Raw genomic sequence first — 19232 nt, 5'->3', positions numbered from 1 at the left:
ATGACTACTGTTTTTGTTGTGCATAATGCACAATAAGGGACAAAAGATCCTCCTCTTTATAGGGCTTGCCAAGAAATTCATTGGCACCAAATTCAGTAGCCATCTTACGGTGTTTTTCTGCTGTGCGTGAAGTAATAACAATGATTGGTATATCTGCAGTATCAGGATTGCTGCGAATCTTTTGAATCAACTCAAAGCCATTCATCTTAGGCATCTCAAGATCAGCCAAAATGATATCCGGTTTTATTTCAGCGATGATGTCCATGGCTTCAAGCCCTTGTTTGGCGGTTAATATTTTATAACCTTCCCGGTCCAGTAATCGACTGGTGACTTTGCGTACGGTCAGTGAGTCATCGACGATAAGAATAGTTGCTTTGGACTCATCTTTCTGAGCCGTTTGGGTAATAATATCAGAAACTGGTGTTATTAGAATCCGCTGCACGTCTTCACGATGCAGTAGTTTAAGCGGATTTAAAATGAGTACTGGTGTGCCTTCTCCGTTCACAGTCGCGCCTTCTATTCCTGGCGCATGCATGATCTGTGGACCGGTATTTTTTACAATGACTTCACGGTTTCCAATGAGCTCATCAACATGAATTGCCAGTCGCATATCGCCTTTATGTAACAGTAATATGTGATTGTGCCTTTTTGTTTCAGGGTGTTGATTCAATTTTCCGAGAATAAAAGGTAAATATGTTAGCGGATATGTATTTTCATCATAAATAATCTCCCGGTCCTTATATGCTGCTTGCAGCGCTTCGGGATCCAGCTCCTGTGCATGTCTGACAATCGGCGTAGGTATTGCAAAAACCTGATTTCCTGAAGATATAAGAAATGACTGTGTAACTGCAAGCGTCAATGGCAATTGGATGTGGAAAACGGTTTCCTGATTTCTCTTCGAGCTGACTGCGACATGGCCGCCTAATCCAGAAATGTCGTTTTGAACAATATCCATACCGATTCCGCGACCAGAAGTGCCCGTAGCATGGTCTTGTGTGGTCAGGCCTGGAGAAAAAATCAATGCCGCAATTTGGTCGTCACTCAGACTCTCATTTTCGCGGATCAGATTCATTTTTGTTGCTTCTTGACGTATGTTTTCGAGATCAAGTCCGCATCCATCATCACGAATGGTTATCGCGACCTCGTTACCCTTTTGGTAAAGATCCATTTGAATTTGCCCGGTTTCCGGTTTTCCGGACCGGGTGCGCTGATCGGGTTTTTCAATGCCATGGGCAACTGCATTGCGCAGGATATGCTCAAGAGAAGCGCTAATTTTCTCCAAAACACTACGATCTATTTCAGTATCTTCTCCTCGAATTGTCAGATTAATTTTTTTACCGAGTTCATTGGCTGTTTTTCTGATAACACGATAGTAGCGTTCTGAAATACTTCCGAATGGAACCGTACGAATTCGTATCAATTCTTGTTGTAGCTGATGGTTGATGGTGGCTTGCTGCGCCACTGCTTCTGCCGCAGCACTATGTGTAGCGTTGAGGTTTTTTTGTACAGTGATGACATCATCTACACTTTCTGCCATGAGACGCGTCAACTCCTGAAAGCGTGTAAAACGATCAAGTTCAAGAGGATCGAAAGATTGTTCACTATTTTGTTGTGAGGCAATTTGAGATTGCATTTGTGTTTCAGCCTGGATTTCGATTTCACGCAATTGTCCATGCAGGCGATCGACACTTTCGGTCAAATCCTGAAGCGATTGTTTGAAATTGTTAAGTTGTGTTTCAATTTTGGTGCGGATAATGCTGACTTCTCCGGATTCATTGACAAGACGATCAATGTGGTCGGCGTTGATACGTAAGAAATTACCAGAGTGATGGGGCTCTTCTATTCTTATTTCGGTTGGAGCAGTCTGTTCCAGAGTCGTTTCAATAGCAGGTTCAGGTAAATTTGGTGATCCGCTCGTTACTGAGGGCGTTCTATCGGTAATTGTTGGTTCTGTTAGTTCCGAGATGTCATCAAAATCTGTAATCTCTTCGGCTTTCTCAATAATGTTCTGTGTCTGCAATTGTTCAATTCGTTCGCACAATTGGTCGAATTTATATTCGACCGTTTCAATCGAAGAAAGTGAAACCACAGGATTATTGAACGCTTGATCAACGTCTTCTTCCATCGCATGAATCAATTCACCAAGTTGCTGTGCGCCGATCATGTTCGCACTGCCTTTCAGGGTATGAAGCAATCGGAGCAGGCTGATGCGGACATCTTCATTTTGTGGAAGTATGCGCCAGGCGCGTAATTTTGCGCTGATTTGTGGAATGGTATCTTTTGCTTCTTCAAAGAAAGCCTGAAGCAATTCGTAACTGATATTGTCCAGCTTATCGCCAGTAAATTTTTCTTGCGTTTTTACTGGCGATGTTTCTAATGCTGTAAAAGCGGGTGCTTTTTTAAGTCTGTACTCGGTTAAGTTGATCGGTTCAGAATGCGTGGCGATTGTTGTCAATTTCCTATCCTCTGCCTGGTGTTTTGTTATTTCGTGAGATAGAAATTGAACGAGCTGCAAATCGGTTTCTTCCGGAAATTGTTGTTGATATACTTTGTGCAACATTTCGCCGATATGCTGAATACAATTTTGTATTAAATGGGTGTCAGATTCTTTTAGATTTATGTTCTTTTCTCTTAATTGGGTTAACCATTCCTCAAGCATGCTGCTTGGGTCGGCGATGAAATCGAGTTTCAAGGCACGAGAAGTGCTTGCCAGGGTATGCGTTGCGAGAGTGAGCGGTTGTGTTATTCTCGCTGGATGAGCAGCCAGCAGTGTTTTCAGTTCGTTCTCAAGTGTGGCTAAATGTTGTTTTGATTCAGTAACAAAGATGTTATAGAGTTCGACCGGTATAGCGATGCCACCTATAGAGATGGATGTTTCCGGAGGGCGGCTCGCGTCCGATCTCGATTCTACCGCGACAGACTCAAGTGTTGAGCTTTTTCCTTCTTCGATTGCATCAACGCTTAAGTGATCGATGAGATCGAGCATTTCTTCCAATTGAATTTCTGTTTCACCTGATGCTTTAAGGTTACCGCACCATTCGGTAAACACATGATGTGCATATTTCATCAACTGAATCAGTTCGCTGGATACCCGTTTTTTATCATTCAGCCAGTGATTCAGCGTTTTTTCCATAGTCCAGGCGGCATCACTGAGAAACTCCAGCTTGACCATGCGGCCACTTCCTTTCAGTGTATGAAATCCTCGCCGGATAGTTGTCAGCGATTTCATGTCTGAGTCGTCCGATTGACACTTTTGTATACATTCAGCAACTTCGGCTAGAATTTCTTCCGCTTCTTCCAGAAAGATGCTCAGTAATTCCGGGTCTACACCAGAATCGGTTCTGGTTCTGCGTTCTGGTTCAACTTCGGCGATAAGTTCAGTTTCTGTAATGCTTGTTTCTTCAAAATCTGAATCAATGGCTAACGTGTCATGAGTTGATGAAGATTTGGGTTTCTGTTTGGAGGCATTCTCAAAAACAGTAATCGCCGATTCGATGACTTTAGTATTCGCTGCTTGATCGTTTTTGAAAGCTTCCAGGAAAAAACTCAGACTGCTTATTCCATCGACAAGCAGATTTTGTTCATTCTGATTGAGTGCGTAATCGGGGGCAGGAAATTTTTCTATCAGCGTGTAACAGAGGTTCAGTAAGTATTTGGCGCGCTGAAGATCCAGCATGGCGAGTGCGCCGGAAGTTTGCGTGAATAAGAGGGGTAATGCGGATAGTGCAGTGCGTTCGGCCGGCGTCTCAAAAAAATCTTCCAGGATTTTTTCTATTTCCCTTAGATTGTTAATGATTTCCTGGACTGCCTGCGTTTGAAGTTTCTTGTTCTGCGCCGGATTTTCGATTTCATCGAGCCGGGACGCGGATTGTTGTTCAACTGGTTTTTCGTCAGTTTCAGCAGTCGCTTTCAATCTCGTGGATGCCGCCTCAACCTGTTCTGAAAGATTATTTTGTGGTCGATTGAGATTCTCGATGATATTTTCCAGTTGTAACAGTGCAGTGGTGATTTCCATCAATGCGCGGTCATTGATTTCCTGAGAATGGGCATGCAAAGATTTGGCGACATCTTCAATCGTTTCAGCGAGTTGCCGCAGGGGTGCGTTTTCGACGTGTGTTGAGTGGTTGCGCACTTGCGCCATACTGTTTATAAAAGCGGCAAGATAAGTATGTTTGCCCGAACTAAAAGCCCGCCAGTCTTCATTGGCCTGTTTCAATGCGCTGCGCATTTCATGAAGGTCGGATTGTGGTGATGTTGGTTTTGTTAATTCAGATGCATTGAGTTCTGCAAAAGTTGGCAACGCATAGGCTTTACGAATAGCAGTAATCTGCTCGGTTTCTGTTGGGGTTTTTGCTATGGCGTAAAGTAATTCGCGCTGAAGCAGGATTGTGTCTTGCTGGGAACCTTCTTGGAAATGGCGTAATACCTGTTCAATTTTTCCGCATAATTTACGGTTTGATAGTTCAACAGTTGCATTCTGAGATAAAAGACTTTCCAGGAAACCGGCTGATATCCACCAGAAAGCACGATGTTCAATCGAACCTGGAAATTGTGCAACTTCGCCGATCGCATCATGCATTTTTTTAAGATTATCCGTACTGGATGTGTTTTTCAGCCATTGGGCCAGATTACTCTGATAACCAGCGCGCATTCGATTTGCAAGCGCTTCAAGTTGTTGGGAGTCTTTGCCGGAAAGTATGGGTTTGAGTGGCGGGTCTTGAGTCAGAACGGGATAAAACAGATCAAACTCGGATACTTGTTTTTCACCGAGTACTTGCTTCAGGTTTCGATAGATGGGAAATAAACGCATTGGATTTTCCTGAACGCCGTCCAAGAGTTCATCCAGGTAAAAAAGTAAGGCGCTGATTGCTTGTTTGAGCACCACGATACTTTCCAGTGTGGGATCTGTTTTTTTGTCGATCAGGGCTGAAACAAGCTGTTCTATTTTCCCGGTTATGATTGTAATGTTGTTAAGTTCCAGCATCTTGAATAACCCATTCAATTGCTGAATGTAGACGCGGCTGGAATCAAGTTGTTTTTCGTCGTTTAAATTCTGGCTGTAGTTGTCCAGATTCTCTTCAATTAGAGAAAAAATCTCGTGAATGCTTTCCTTGATCCCTGAGATTGATGCGATGTTCAGTTTGGTTTGAGTATTCATAGATCAATTGAGAATAAACGCTAGAATAGTAAATTAAATTTTAAAATTGGAAACAGATGCTTTAAGTTCTGAGGCAAATCCGGAAATTTGCTCGATTGATGCCGTTGTTTCCTGGGTTCCAACAGTTGTTTGTTGTGTAATTTGCAGTATTTCTTCCATGTTCTCAATGACCGTGTTGGCTGCTTGAGTTTGTGCATGAGTGGTGGCGTAGATGTTGGCGACATGTTCGGAAAGATGCCTGGATACCGCTTCGATTTCTTCCAGTGCTTTGCCGGCAATATTTGATTTCTGGGTACCCTTGATGACTTCCAGTGTGCTTCTTTCCATAGCAGCGATGGTGTCGTAGGTGTCATTTTGCATCATCTTGATTAATCGACTGATATGTTTGCTCGATTCTGCCGAACGTTCTGCGAGTCTTTGGACTTCTTGAGCTATCATGTTAAAGCCGCGGCCGGCTTCGCCTGCTGCTGTTGCCTGAAGTGCTGCATTTAACGCGAGAATATTGGTTTGCTCAGTAATATCTGAAACAAGCGCGATAATTTCGCCAATTTCCTGTGAACTTTCACCCAGTCGTTTAATCCGCTTGGATGTTTCTTGGATATTTGTGCGGATTTCATCCATGCCGGCAATTGATTCTCGAACTGCTTTGTTGCCTTTCTCGGCGGTGACAAGCGATTGTTTGGCCACTTCGGTAGACTTGGATGCTGTGTCTGAGACGGTATTAATGGATTCCGCCATGCCGAGGACAGCAACAGTTGTTTCTTCTATCTTCAGTGATTGTTGCTGTGCGGCAGATAATAACCGGTTTGAAACGTGCTGTGCCTGGCGGGAAGCGTTAACAACCAAAGTACCGGCCTTGTTCACTTGTTCAACAAGCGAATGCAACTCTTCAATGGTGAAGTTGACTGCGTCTGCGATTGCCCCCGTAATGTCTTCTGTAACAACAGTCCGTGTCGTGAGATCTCCTTCGGCCATTTTTTTCATGTCATCGAGCAGCTGTAACATGGCTTTTTGTGTATCGTCCATATTGTTTACATAAATTTGTGGCGAACTGCTTTTATTCTGGCGCAGTGAATAAATGAATGCACACAATGTCAATATTACGCCGATAAGTAGTCCAACAAGGATTTTTGCCAACAAATCAGACGATTCAATGTAATTTGTCTGAAGCGCTTTATCCAGGGCTAAGATACTGCTGAGAAAAGTTTCACTGTATCTGATAATTTCGCTTGCAGCGGCGTTGGCCGCCATGACTGCCGACAATTCAGTCTGAATCGTATGGATATTATTGTCAATTGTGATAAACAACGGTTTGATCTGTGGCAGAACTTCCAGGGCTTCTGGATCATTCATTGCGGAGAGATTCAGAATATCATGTCCTTCGCTAAATGCTTGCAAAATTATCGAAAACTGTTTGCGGTCATGCGCCAGTTGTTTGTTTATTTCTGATACAGGCAGTTTGCTTGAAAGAATCACATTGACGCTGCGGGTAACATTTTGTGTCAGTGTACGCATGGCGATAATCGCACCAAGCGTTTTCGGTTGGTTGCCGATGAGTGTTAGACGGTCGACCAACTGTTCAATTCTTTGATGCAATTCGTTCGTGGTCGAATTAATTACGCTTACTGCCTGGCCAAGTTTGAGCAGTGTTTCTTGTTTATCAATAATGACCTGAATCTTTCTTTCTTCTGACCGCCATTTGTCGATTAGATCATCCAGATGTATACGTAAAGATTCTTGATCGATGGGGGAGATATTGTGTTGATGGAATAAGCCACCTTCCGCAAGTATTGCAATATATTGATTGATTTTTTTATGGCTGTCATATATCTGGGTAAAAGCAATCTCACGACCCGAGAATGCAAGCTGTAGTGCTATGGGCAAGCGTTGAATATGCGTTTGCATGCGCGCGATAATTTCAAGCTTTGCCGTATTTTGTCGGGTTTGATCCAGACTGTACGCGAGAAGACCAATGAGTAACAACATCGCCATAATAAACAGACTGCCGGAAATCAGGTTTTTTCCTGAACAGTCTGTATACGACTTCTTTTCCGCAGGTACAGTAGCGGGTGAACGTTTGTTTTTCGATTTAAAGCGTGTAGTTTTGAGCTGTGAGAAAAACCCCGTCATTGATCTCTCCGGTTTTTTCATAATCTGTATTGGAAACTAAAAACGATTAACCCGTAACATAATTGTAACTGTTTAAATCGAAAACAGATAACAACTTGCTAAAAGCCCTTTTATTTTGCGTTACAAAACCGATTCGGACCAGTTTTTTGATTTCGCCTGCCGATTTCTTCGTTATTTGGTCAAATCGGGGTGTTTGCAGATTTCGTTTGCGATTTTGTGTACCAAATTAGGCCCTTGATAAATCAATCCGGTGTAAATTTGTATCAAACAAGCGCCGGCGTCAATTTTGTCTTTAGCATCTTTTGCCGACATAATTCCACCGACACCAATGATGGGAATACCGTCCTGCAGAAAATGATGCAAGAGATTGATGATTTTTGTAGCCCGTTGTGTCAGTGGTGCGCCGCTCAGGCCGCCGCTTTCGTGCGATATGGCGAGATGTGTTATTCCGTCGCGGGAGAGTGTGGTGTTGGTTGCGATAACACCGTCAACCTGATGTTTGATCAGTAACTTGGCAATGGTTTCTACCTGTGAAGTGTCAAGATCGGGCGCTATTTTAACCACCAGGGGGGTGTATTTGCCGTGCTTCTGGGACAGACTGTGTTGCTCGGACTTTAATTCTGACAGCATTTCATTCAGCGCCGTTGCCGATTGTAACTGCCGCAAGTTTTGTGTATTGGGTGAAGAAATGTTGATCGTGATATAGCTGGCGTAACGGTATACCTTGTGCAAACAAATACGGTAGTCTTCAACCGCATTTTCAATGGGTGTGTCGAAATTTTTTCCAATATTAATACCTAATATGCCCTGGTAGCTTGAAGTTTTAATATTTTCAATTAATTGATCGACGCCATGATTATTAAAACCCAGGCGGTTAATCAGTGCACGGGCTTGCGGAACCCGAAATATACGCGGTACAGGATTGCCAGGCTGCGCGCGCGGTGTTACCGTTCCAATTTCAATAAACCCGAAGCCCAGCGCTGATAAAGCGTCCAGATATGCTCCATTTTTATCCAGCCCTGCTGCGAGCCCGATGGGATTGGGAAACGTTATGCCCATAATGTGACGTTGCTGGCATGGAATGGTCCGGCGTTTGAGGAGGCCGAGATTGAATGCTTTCTCAATGGCGCTGAATGTGACGCAATGTGCGACTTCGGGGTCAAGCCTGAATAAAAACGGGCGTAGAAATGAGTAGAGCATGTCTTTAAGCCGAGGAAAAAGAAATCACCGGCTCGATCAAGTCTGTATCGGAATAACCATAGTCTAACACATTATGACGCGTCGTCATTTGCCGTTGATCTGCTCAAAAGGCAGCCATTGATCTCCGACCAGAATTTCCAATGGCCGGAAATTGGCTTTGTAATTCATTTTCTTGTGTTCCTTGATCCAGTAGCCCAGATAGAGATAGTTCAAATCCAGTGCTCTGCAAAGTTGTATTTGCCATAAAATATTGTATGTGCCCAGGCTTGCTTGAGCGATGTCTGCGTCATAAAAGGTGTAGACGGATGACAACCCGTCAGGCAGCTCGTCAATAATGCTGACCATGCTCAATTGTGAAGCATCGCGAAATGTGATCAGTCTGGATTTGACATGGCTTTGCAGCAAAAAATTTTGGTATTGCTCTCGATTGTCTTGATCCAGGGAACCGCCCGCATGCCGTGCAGTCTGATAGCGCTGATAAAGCGCAAAATGTGCTTCGTCGAAATACAATTCATGCTGTTTGGCGACCAAATGATGGTGCTTTTTCCAGCTTCTGCGCTGGGATCGGTTGGGTGTGTATGCGGCAACGTTAACACGTACCGATAAGCACGCGTGACATTGCTCACAATGGGGGCGATAGACAAATTGACCGCTACGGCGATACCCGTTTCTCATTAATCGTCCGTATGTTGCCGTATCAATTGGATATTCTGGCGCCACAACCTCCGATCGCGCCATTTTGTCAGATAAATAACCGCATGGATAGGGTTGGGTTGTGTGATATTTGAGCGTTTTCATTACAGTAAATCATTCATGTTGCTAAAATCCCACCTTTCACCGTGTACAGACTGTTTAATCCATGTGTTTAATAGCTGACTAAACACCGTTCGAGGAATTTCCCGTGCACCTAATGATGCAAGATGCATTGTACTCATTTGACAGTCAATTAAAACAAAATTCCATTGCGCCAGTTGTCTGACAAGATGCACGAATGCGATTTTGGATGCATCGGGGACGCATGAAAACATGGATTCGCCAAAAAAAATTTTTCCCAATGCGATGCCGTAAAGTCCGCCCACCAGTTCTCCGTTCATCCATGTTTCCACGGAATGGGCCAATCCGGTTTCATGGAGTGCGCTGTACGCGGCAATCATTTCAGGATGAATCCATGTGCCGGCCTGGTTTTTACGGGGTGCCGCACAGGCCTGCATGACTTGTTTGAAATGATGGTCGGTTTGAATGATGTAGTTGTTTTTTTTGATGGATTTCTTTAGCGAACGAGAAATTTTCAGTTCGCCGGGAAATAGCACCATGCGTGGATCCGGGCTCCACCAGAGTATCGGCTCGTCTTCATTAAACCAGGGGAAAATGCCATTTTGATACGCATTGATCAAACGCCTGGGGGATAAATCGCCGCCCATGGCCAGTAGTCCGTTGGGATCAGATAAAGCTGCTTCCAGTGGCGGAAACAAAGAAGTGGGGGACAGTGTATGAATCATGAATTTGAAAAAAGTGAAACAAATTAATCTTAGCTTGATTCAGATCAAAGCTGTACGCGTTACGGTTACATATTATCTGCAACAATGTGCTGTAGCGGTAAAAAAATAAAAGAGAAAGTGTGAAAAAAACATCCCATATTGCACATTAGTGTAGGGGGGCGATATCTGGCTTCAAATAAAAATCAGAACGTACTGAGTTAACAATAATTATATAAATACACAATTTTGGAGGGTTGGATGAAATATTTCTTTGACAGAAAGGGGTTGGGGAGCGGTTTGGTCGTGGTTCTCCTTTTGGTTGGTATGATTACATTCGTGCCCAACGCATTGGCGCATGATAGAACCCGGGCTTTGGAGCAGAAAGTTCAGGAATTGGAGAATATGTTACGAGCCGTTCAAGGCGAATTGCAGCAGGTTAGAACTGAATCGGATTCAAAAGCCGTAGAGGCTAAACAAACCGCTGTTGAAGCCAAGGCGCAGGCGACAGCTGCGCGCGAAGAAGTATCCCGTGTTTCATCAACGACAACAGCAGGTACAGATAAGCGCCACCGCGTTTTCTTCCGTGGCGGTTGGGCGCGTAGCGACCATACCCATAACGCTGTATCTATAGAAAGTCGGGTTGCGCCTGTAGGTGCGCAGGATCGCGCCGACAGAGATGCTTGGTATATCGGTGCAGGCCTGGATTTCAGCTTGACAAATGATGTATGGGGTTTGATGCCGCGGACAGAAGTTTTGGCCGAAGTCATGTTTGAATACAAAAATTTTCAAACTGGGGTGGCAGGTAATGCACTTGGAAACGAACCAACCCAGTTAGCCGGTTTTCCAGATAATCCTAGAGGGGTTACCGTCAGTCAATTTACACTGACTGCCGCACCGAAAATCAAATTCATGGAAGGTTCAAAATTCAGACCTTGGATCATCCCGGCCGGTTTGGCTATACATGTTATAAGCCCACCTTCTGAATCCATTACCGTCTTGGATCCCGGCGTGATGTTTGGCGGGGGCGCTGAATATAACGTATGGAAAGATATTTATATCGGTGCTGATGCTCGATACCACTATACTGTTGGCACTTTGGATGGCGCTAAAATTGATGGTTTGACGTTAGGTGGTTATATCGGTATGGGCTGGTAATGACAATAAGTTGATCGCCTGGAAATTTGAGGCATTTTAGTTTTCCCATGTTGTTCTGTTGTATGTTCTAGTAGTTATTAGCAAAGCGAATAAGTTCGTGACGAAGCCATTGCACCTCACTGTTTCAGTGAGGTGTTTTTTTTGTTCAACTGCAGGAACTGTCGATCAATTGCTGTCCCCGGATTTTGCGAGCAGTAGGTCGAGTGCACGGGTACTGAGGATGCGCTTGAGTATGCCGAATAAATACGTCGGAAAGGTGACATAGTATCTTGGGTGCGGTTTTTTGGCTTCCAGTGCATGGATAACGCGTTTAAGAACAGCTTCGGGTGGCAACGTGAAAGGTACTGCCGGACCTTCTTTGTTAAGCCGTTTGAGAACGGCTTTGTACCTATCCTGATGAATGCTGTTTTCAACATCGACATATTTGGCCAGCATTGTAACCGCATTGGCCCTGAACTTGCTGGAGATCGGGCCGGGTTCAATCAAACTGATATAAATGTTACTGCCTTTTAATTCAAGACGCATGGTATCGCTGAGTCCTTCGATGGCGTATTTTGAGGCATTGTATGCACCACGGAAAGGCAAGGAGACAAATCCCAGTACTGAGCTGTTTTGAATGATTCGGCCATAGCCCTGCTTGCGCATCACGGGTAATACCAGGTTGGTCAGTTCCTGCCAGCCGAACACGTTGGTTTCGAATTGGTCGCGTAATGCTTGGCGGCTCAGATCCTCAATTGCGCCCGGTAAACCGTAGGCGCCATTATTGAATAGTGCATATAATTGTCCATCCGTTCGGCGCAAGACTTCTTCAAAGGCGAAGTGTATGGAATTTGAGTCCATCAAGTCCAGACGAAAACTCTCCAATCCTTCGCTGAGTAAAATTTCGACACTTTCTTTCCTGCGCGCGGTGGCGAAAACGCGATATCCCCGTTCATGCAGTGACTTGGCAACACAATAGCCAATACCGCTTGAACAACCTGTGATTAAAATAGTTTTTTGCATGAGTTCTGTATTTAATTTGAATAGGTTTCTTTGACTTATGCTTGACAATCTGATGATGGCAAAGATAGCATCAATTGAGCAGAAAATCTCTGCTTGGTGTGGACAGCTTAACAAAGGCTTTTATTCAATGTCTAAAATTTTATTCAAACTCAATGGTGTTTCTGAAGACGAAGCGAACGATGTGCGCACGCTTTTGACTGACAATGAAATAGATTACTATGAAACTTCGGCGGGTAACTGGGGAGTGTCAATGCCTGCAATCTGGTTGAAAGATGCGGGGCAGTTCAAGAAAGCCCGTGCACTGTTGGATGAATACCAGAACGCGCGGACAATCAGGATGCGTGAGGAATTTGCGCGTTTGAAAAAAGAAGGAAAAAATAAAACATTAGTGGATGCAATCAAGGAAAAACCGGTTCAATTTATGTTCCATTTGGGATTGGCTTTGCTGGTGATATATTTATCGATACGGTTGGTGATTGACATTGGCGGAATAGGCTTGAAAGAATAAAAATATTGTTATGATTGTGTTACGGACTTTATAAAAAAGGAGCAAACTATGAAAGGCATTTTGAAAATAGCAGTCGCGATACTTGCAATTACACCTATTTATGCGCATAGCGGAGGGGATCCTGAATATGTCAAATTCCCCGAAGGTTATGAAAAGGCTTTCACAAAATATGCGACCGCTAATCGCGCAAACCAAACACAGGTCGCCAAACTGTATGCGAATGAAACTGCGATAGCCAGCTATAAGAAGAATCAGGCTGGCGCATCGGGCTCTGTTGTGGTGATGGAAATCTATAGCACAAAAACTGGCGAAGACGGGAAGCCTGTGGCAGGAGATGATGGTGTTTTTGAGATAGATTCGTTGACGGGCGTTGCTGTGATGGAAAACCGTGATAACTGGGATGACGCCTATCCAGCTGAAAACCGGACGGGCAATTGGGGATTTGCTGTTTATGATCCCGATGGCACAGAAAAAAGTAATGATTTGAACTGTGTGCAATGCCACACACCGCTCTCAGGGCAAGATTATTTATTTACATACCAAAAGCTGGTTGATTTTGTAAAAAATCATTAATTTCATTTCTAACGAATTGAGCAGGTAATACCATTGACTCTTGTGAGTGTCTGCGTTATTAGCTGCTCAAGCTTTCAAATAAATTCAGTTCGGACCGGTTAGTTTCCCGAAAATCGCTGCAACGGTATTAAATGGGTAAGCTCGCAGTATGACGATGGATTTGAGGTAATTTCTTAAAAGCGGGTTATATGGGGATTTGTTGTGAGAAACCGCGAAACAGGATTGAAAAATATTTTTTCGGCAGTTCCGGTCGACCTTGAAAAAGAAGTGTTCGAGGTGCTGGTTAGTAGTGCAGCTGTAACGATAGAAAGAATTATTTCAAAAGGCCATCGTTCGCCCACAAACGGATGGTATGATCAAGTAAAAAATGAATGGGTGCTGGTATTAAAAGGCAGTGCGGAACTGACTTTTGCAGATCAAACAACAATACGCCTGGGGGAAGGAGATTTTATCCATCTTCCGCCACATAAAAAACACCGGGTCAGTTGGACGGATCCGGATAAAGAGACCTTTTGGTTGGCGGTTCATTATTAATTGCATTGTGTGCAAAGATGCAATTTTCCTGACTTTATTCCTTGTTCGTCCGTCTTCGCGTGTCTAATGCAGTGTTGACCTTTGTTCATTCAAACCAGCCAGTTGTGCGCAGATGAGCGCTAAAACAATCTGTTTATAGATTAACAGTGCAACTTTGCGCTAATAGTAAACAAGATCGCTTCGCTTTCCTTGTTAAATCTGGGATAGATTTAAGTACTGGCTTTGGCGCCATTGTCTGTGCGGCTCGTGCGTTTGGGTATCTGTGTGCCATACTTTTGGCGGAATTTCTCAACGCGGCCTGCGGTATCGACAATTTTCTGTTTGCCGGTATAAAAAGGGTGGCAACTGGAGCATACTTCAATGTTTAAAGGTTTGCCCATGGTAGAGCGTGTTTTAAACTCATTGCCGCAACTGCAAGTAACTGTTATTTCCTGATAATCAGGATGGATTTCTGCTTTCATCGTGTTTTTCCTTGGCTTATAAAACCACTGCGCTCACATTATAAAAAACCAGCAATTATCCTTTATTACTTAGTGTAGTGCAACTTCTGTGAAAAACTTTGTCTTAAAAAGACATAACCCATTGTCGTCAATGAAAAATAGCATAACCCGATGGTTTGCTGAAAAGCTCGTATTACATTACTTATGACAGTGAGTGTTGTAACATGGAAAATAAATTGTTGTATAATTTCATGTTAAATTGGAGCATGAATTTTAATTTTTTTCTCACCAGAAATTAGGAGCACTCAATATGCCGCAAGAGCTACAGAATAAGAATGCTACTCCCTATGAACCAAATGAGGGTGAGGACTATATGAGCCCTGCACAACTTGCGCATTTTCGCAAGATACTGGAGAGTATGAAAATTGAATTGAGCCAGGATATAGATCGAGCTGTGCATACGATGCAGGATGAAGCGACGGTTTTTGCCGATCCCAATGACCGTGCGAGTCAGGAATCCGATATGACGCTCGAATTACGTAACCGCGATCGTGAACGCAAACTCATCAAGAAAATTGATGAAATCATCGCCAAGATAGATTCGAGGGAATATGGTTATTGCGAAAGTTGTGGTATCGAGATTGGATTAAAACGTCTTGAAGCTCGTCCGACTGCGACATTGTGCATTGATTGCAAAACACTCGATGAAATTCGTGAAAAACAGATGGCAAAATAAACTGTTATTCACAGGGATTAAAAGCGACCAAGATGCTCTGGCGCGACCCAGGGCTTAAGCTACAAGCATCCCTCAGGCATTCCATATCTCACGCGTGGTTTTATAACCGGCTATTTGCATGCTACTGACATACTGGCAAGCTTTTGCAAAGCTGCTGCATCTATCCATTGTTTTTCGAAATGAATACTTGGACTGGAAATTTGTTCAAAATTCTGGTCTGGTTCGCCCAAATCGGTCAATACAGCAACAGCGCCGTCAAAATTCTGCTGACAGGTATAGTCATTAACGGTAACTAACGTTGGCAGACCTGCTGAACAAGCTGCGCGCAGTCCATTGTCGGAATCTTCGATTGCGATACACTGAGCAGGTTCCAGTTTCAGTTGATCGAGAACCCAGAAATAAATATCCGGTGCAGGTTTTTTCTGTGGAACAATATCGCCGGCGCCAATGACATCGAATAATTCAATACCATTATTGCCCAGTGTGGATTGCAGCAGATAGGAAACATTTTCCGGTGTGGTGGTGGTTGCAATGGCAATTTTAATGTTGTTATCCCGAAGTTCATGAATCAGGCGCTTAACACCTGGACGCAATGGAATATCGCCTTGTTCCATGAGTCTTTTAAAGTGACGGGTTTTGGTTTTGTGCAAATCTGCGATCCATTCATCCAGATTGTTTCTATTGAGTTCCTCCGGCATATATTTTTCGATGTAAAACCGGATTCTTTCTTTCCCACCTGTAACTTGTAATAGTTCCCCGTACAAAGGGATGTCCCAGTCCCAGGATAAATCGAAATCTTTAAATGCTGCATTGAATGCGGGTCGATGACCATCCTGTTCGGTGTCGGCCAGCGTGCCATCAACATCAAATAGCACGGCCTTTAATGGGTTGTTGGTGTTTATTGTATTCATAGTGTTTGTTGTTTAAGTGTGTGAATAACTTGCGCGTTGCAAACGATCGCTGATCGCAAGCCATGCCGGTAGTTCCGGTGGGGTTTCCATTAGGATAGACGCGAATTCGCCAGTATCATGGCGATGAAGTACTGCATAGAGATCTTTGCCGTAACTGACGGGATCCTGAGGCATGCGTACATGTTGAATATTTGAATCTTTCACTGGGAGTGAGGCAATCTCGGACCATGTGATAACAACCAAGCGGGCGCCTTGTCTAGAAAGCTTTAGCGCCTCGTGTAAGATTGTATCAGCAGGATAGAGTTTAAGCGGTGTCGCAGGTGCATAGTGAGCCGGTAATGAACCGGATACGCGTGTTTGCGGTGTCTGGTTTTTTATCAGTGCTACCGGTTTATCGATGACCGATTCAATTGCCGTTACCGGTATTCCACCTGGCCTGAGTACTGAGACAGTATCTTGGTCAAAACCCAGAATAGTGCTTTCCAGTCCAACCTCGCAAGCGCCGCCATCCAGTATCATATCCACTTTTTCATGTAATGCGGTGTATACATGCGCTGCAGAAGTGGGACTGATTTTGCCATAAAGGTTTGCCGATGGTGCTGCAAGCGCTTTTTTGTGCCCGAGTGCATCGAGCAATGCCAGCGCAACAGGATGAGCGGGAATTCGGATGCCAACGGTATTTTGGCCGCCGGTAACGCTATCCGGTATATGTTTGCTGCGTTTCAGAATTAATGTTAACGGCCCGGGCCAGAAATGCTCGGCTAGTATCCGTGCTGATAGGGGTATATCTTGCGCCCAGTATTCCAATTGCGCCATGTTGCTTATATGGATGATCAAAGGGTGATTTTCCGGACGCTGTTTAATTTCATAAATTTTTTTTATTGCTTCGTCGTTGGAGACATCTGCACCCAGGCCATATACAGTCTCGGTTGGAAAAGCAACGACACCGCCTGTATTTAATATCTGAGCGGCTCTTGCTATTTGTTCTGGCTGTCTTTCTGTACTCAGTTCCATTTTTTATGCAGTTTCGTTTTTGCTGATTTTTGTTTGCCCATACCCTAGCAAGCTTTGAGCATAATAAATGATAGCGTAACTGAACCAATTGATGGCATGATACAACATGGATCTTGATCGCCAGTTGGTGCGATCCACCAAACAGGACTCTCTTGCCATGGCCTGTTTTAGGCTTGTTCTTAACTGATTGGCAAAAATCTTGTCCTGTATCACCACATTTGCTTCACGCGCCGGCATCAAACTGAAGGGATCGATATTAGACGAACCTACAGTTGCCCAATATCGATCTATGACTGCGACTTTGGCATGTAGAAAACTCTTGTGGTATTCGTAAATTTTTATGCCTGCATCAAGCAAGTTCCCATATAGCGCATGTGTTGCGTAATGTTGTATGCGATACTCAATTCTTCCCTGTAGAAAAAGTATTACATTAACACCGCGGCGGGCTGCTTTATTCAAAGCCTTGCAGAAGTGTATGCCGGGTAGAAAATAGGCGTTCGCAATAATGATTTCATTTTGCGCATTTTTGATTGCGTCGAGATAGGCTTGTTCAATAGCATGCCGGTGCCGGAGGTTGTCGCGTATCAAGAAACCGGCGCGTTGGTTGCCTTGATGCGCACCAACGAGCTGCAAAGATATTTTACTGACCCAGCGTTTTTTAAACCGTGCCCAGGCAACGATGAACCATAAGCGTTTTGCTGCCGCATAGATTTTTTCCACTAGCGGTCCTTCAATTGAAACAGCGTAATCAAGCCGTGGTGCCAGTTCATACGGATGAATAGTGTCGTCAACAATATTAATGCCGCCTACAAAAGCAATACGTGCGTCAATGACCACAAGTTTTCTGTGCATACGGCGCAACCGGTAGCGGCGTAGCTTAAAAAAAAGCACTTCGCGACGATAAACCAGTACCCTGACACCAGCATTCAGCATGTTTTGAATAAAGCTTTCCGGCAGCATGTAGGAGCCGAATCCGTCGATGAGCAAATGCACTGATACGCCTTTTCTTGCAGCGCGGATTAGTGCCGCAGCAATTTTTTGCCCGGTTAGATCATCTTTAAAAATATACGTTTCAAAATAAATTTCAAGCTTTGCGGAATCAATGGCCTGTTCCAGTACAGGGAAATATTCACTGCCATTGTGCAAGAGCCTGATTTTATTTCCATCCGTATAATCGGTTTGCTTCATCTGCGAATGACATTGGTCGATAATGCGGCGTGATCTGAAGTTCTTGACCAGGGATAACCATGATGAACGCAAGTATCTTCTATGTGAAATCCACGGACATAAATGCGGTCAAGCCGCAGTATGGGTAATGCGGACGGAAAACTGCGTGCAACCCTGCCATTTGTAAATTCAAAAACTTCTGTCAGGTCGAGTGCGTTTGTCAACATGGGGCCTGTCATTTCACCCCAGTCATTAAAGTCCCCGGCAATTATCAATGGTGCATGCGGGGGAACAAGGTTATTGATGCGTTTCTTTAGCGCCTTCAGCTGAATGTGTCTGCCTTTTTTGAATAATCCCAGATGAACGCACATACAATGCAGATTCTCATCCCATTCGGGTATGCTGATTTCGCAATGGAGCAGGCCGCGGCTTTCAAAGCGATGCGCGGAAATATCTTCATTTTCCCATGAAACAATCGGGTAGCGGCTCAGTACGGCATTGCCATGGTGCCCGTATTTGTACACCGCATTTTTTCCATAGACTGATTCTGGCCAGACTGAGTCGGCAAAAAATTCGTGTTGACTGCCGTCCGGCCAGTCAGAAAAACGCTTTGCATGTTTGGTGTGATGTCCGACCACTTCCTGGAGGAATACAATATCTGCGTTAAGGTTGCGTAAACAATCGCGTTGCTCATGAACAATCAAACGCTGATTGAAACTGGAAAAACCTTTATGGATATTGTAGGTGGCAATATGTAATTTGTTAAACACGGTAATATCGAGTCAAAAGGGATTGAATATTCAGATAATTATAGACAACGATTAGTTTTTAGAAATCCAGTATTGAAAAGATAGTTGCCTGCTGAAAAATTATCACTGATACGGTCGCAAGCCAATTATTTAAGTCAAGTAAGAATTATAATTTGATTGAAAGGGCTGCATATAGACAAAAACAATAATTTTTTGCGTATATTGTTTATAAGATGGGTATAAAAGCAATTTATTCAAGCGCGCACTGACTATTCAATAGTAACTGCAGGACTAACTAATTGTTCAATGCGTATCTTGAGGAAATGTTGTTTCAACTGCCGGGCAACGGCTATCATCAAGTCTGGTAGGGTGTGATCAATGCCACAATTCGTGTGTGTTCAGAATACTGTATATCAATTGCTTTGCCTACAATAAAATGGCCGGATATCTATCCGGCCATGATCAACCATTTAAAGA

16 protein-coding genes are annotated in these 19232 nt (G+C 43.9%); 5 read left to right on the top strand and 11 right to left on the bottom strand.

From position 1 onward, the window contains the following. Nucleotides 1-4: 4 nt before the first annotated feature. The 5 genes from MRK00_02935 to aat form a co-directional block, all read right to left on the bottom strand. Nucleotides 5-5158 (bottom strand): Hpt domain-containing protein, encoded by a 5154-nt coding sequence (locus MRK00_02935; GenBank protein MDR4516336.1) that lies wholly within the window; start codon nt 5156-5158, stop codon nt 5-7. A 33-nt stretch (nt 5159-5191) separates the two neighbouring features. After that, nucleotides 5192-7288 (bottom strand): methyl-accepting chemotaxis protein, encoded by a 2097-nt coding sequence (locus MRK00_02930; GenBank protein ID MDR4516335.1) that lies wholly within the window; start codon nt 7286-7288, stop codon nt 5192-5194. A gap of 171 nt (nt 7289-7459) precedes the next feature. Further along, nucleotides 7460-8488, bottom strand: a complete 1029-nt coding sequence (locus tag MRK00_02925; GenBank protein MDR4516334.1) for a quinone-dependent dihydroorotate dehydrogenase — start codon at nt 8486-8488, stop codon at nt 7460-7462. 84 nt (nt 8489-8572) lie between these two features. Further along, nucleotides 8573-9286 carry an arginyltransferase gene (locus tag MRK00_02920; GenBank protein ID MDR4516333.1) on the bottom strand — a complete coding sequence of 238 codons (714 nt, stop codon included), beginning with the start codon at nt 9284-9286 and terminating at the stop codon, nt 8573-8575. Beyond that, nucleotides 9286-9987 carry a leucyl/phenylalanyl-tRNA--protein transferase gene (gene aat / locus MRK00_02915; GenBank protein ID MDR4516332.1) on the bottom strand — a complete coding sequence of 234 codons (702 nt, stop codon included), beginning with the start codon at nt 9985-9987 and terminating at the stop codon, nt 9286-9288. The genes MRK00_02920 and aat overlap by 1 nt, the downstream gene beginning before the upstream one ends. A gap of 237 nt (nt 9988-10224) precedes the next feature. Here aat and MRK00_02910 point away from each other — a divergent pair, with 237 nt between their 5' ends. Next, nucleotides 10225-11121, top strand: a complete 897-nt coding sequence (locus MRK00_02910) for a porin family protein (GenBank protein MDR4516331.1) — start codon at nt 10225-10227, stop codon at nt 11119-11121. Nucleotides 11122-11286: 165 nt separating this feature from the next. Here MRK00_02910 and MRK00_02905 read toward each other — a convergent pair whose 3' ends face one another. After that, on the bottom strand, nt 11287-12123 hold the full coding sequence (locus MRK00_02905) for an SDR family oxidoreductase (GenBank protein MDR4516330.1): 837 nt from the start codon (nt 12121-12123) through the stop codon (nt 11287-11289). A 127-nt stretch (nt 12124-12250) separates the two neighbouring features. Between MRK00_02905 and MRK00_02900 the strand changes: the two genes are divergently transcribed. The 3 genes from MRK00_02900 to MRK00_02890 all read left to right on the top strand — a co-directional run bounded on the left by MRK00_02900 (nt 12251) and on the right by MRK00_02890 (nt 13738). Next, complete coding sequence (locus MRK00_02900) at nt 12251-12631, top strand: DUF6164 family protein (protein ID MDR4516329.1); 381 nt, start codon at nt 12251-12253, stop codon at nt 12629-12631. A gap of 48 nt (nt 12632-12679) precedes the next feature. Next, nucleotides 12680-13204 (top strand): cytochrome P460 family protein, encoded by a 525-nt coding sequence (locus MRK00_02895; protein MDR4516328.1) that lies wholly within the window; start codon nt 12680-12682, stop codon nt 13202-13204. 201 nt (nt 13205-13405) lie between these two features. Next, nucleotides 13406-13738 (top strand): cupin domain-containing protein, encoded by a 333-nt coding sequence (locus MRK00_02890; GenBank protein ID MDR4516327.1) that lies wholly within the window; start codon nt 13406-13408, stop codon nt 13736-13738. A 209-nt stretch (nt 13739-13947) separates the two neighbouring features. Here MRK00_02890 and rpmE read toward each other — a convergent pair whose 3' ends face one another. Beyond that, on the bottom strand, nt 13948-14199 hold the full coding sequence (rpmE, locus tag MRK00_02885) for a 50S ribosomal protein L31 (protein MDR4516326.1): 252 nt from the start codon (nt 14197-14199) through the stop codon (nt 13948-13950). A 289-nt stretch (nt 14200-14488) separates the two neighbouring features. On the opposite strand from rpmE, the gene dksA reads away from it, so the two are divergent. Next, nucleotides 14489-14914 (top strand): RNA polymerase-binding protein DksA, encoded by a 426-nt coding sequence (gene dksA / locus MRK00_02880; GenBank protein ID MDR4516325.1) that lies wholly within the window; start codon nt 14489-14491, stop codon nt 14912-14914. 110 nt (nt 14915-15024) lie between these two features. Here dksA and MRK00_02875 read toward each other — a convergent pair whose 3' ends face one another. The 4 genes from MRK00_02875 to MRK00_02860 are packed head-to-tail and all read right to left on the bottom strand — an operon-like array spanning nt 15025 to nt 18776. Beyond that, nucleotides 15025-15825 carry an HAD family hydrolase gene (locus tag MRK00_02875; GenBank protein MDR4516324.1) on the bottom strand — a complete coding sequence of 267 codons (801 nt, stop codon included), beginning with the start codon at nt 15823-15825 and terminating at the stop codon, nt 15025-15027. Between the two features lie 12 nt (nt 15826-15837). Then, a complete protein-coding gene (locus tag MRK00_02870; GenBank protein MDR4516323.1) occupies nt 15838-16839 on the bottom strand; it encodes a threonylcarbamoyl-AMP synthase in 1002 nt (333 codons plus the stop codon). A gap of 3 nt (nt 16840-16842) precedes the next feature. Then, a complete protein-coding gene (gene clsB, locus MRK00_02865; protein ID MDR4516322.1) occupies nt 16843-18027 on the bottom strand; it encodes a cardiolipin synthase ClsB in 1185 nt (394 codons plus the stop codon). Next, nucleotides 18024-18776 (bottom strand): endonuclease/exonuclease/phosphatase family protein, encoded by a 753-nt coding sequence (locus tag MRK00_02860; GenBank protein MDR4516321.1) that lies wholly within the window; start codon nt 18774-18776, stop codon nt 18024-18026. The genes clsB and MRK00_02860 overlap by 4 nt, the downstream gene beginning before the upstream one ends. Nucleotides 18777-19232 lie beyond the last annotated feature (456 nt).

The sequence above is a fragment of the Nitrosomonas sp. genome, from assembly GCA_031316255.1.
Lineage (GTDB): Bacteria > Pseudomonadota > Gammaproteobacteria > Burkholderiales > Nitrosomonadaceae > Nitrosomonas.
The sequence above is the reverse complement of the archived record's forward strand: the minus strand, read 5'-3'. Positions and strand labels throughout refer to the sequence as shown.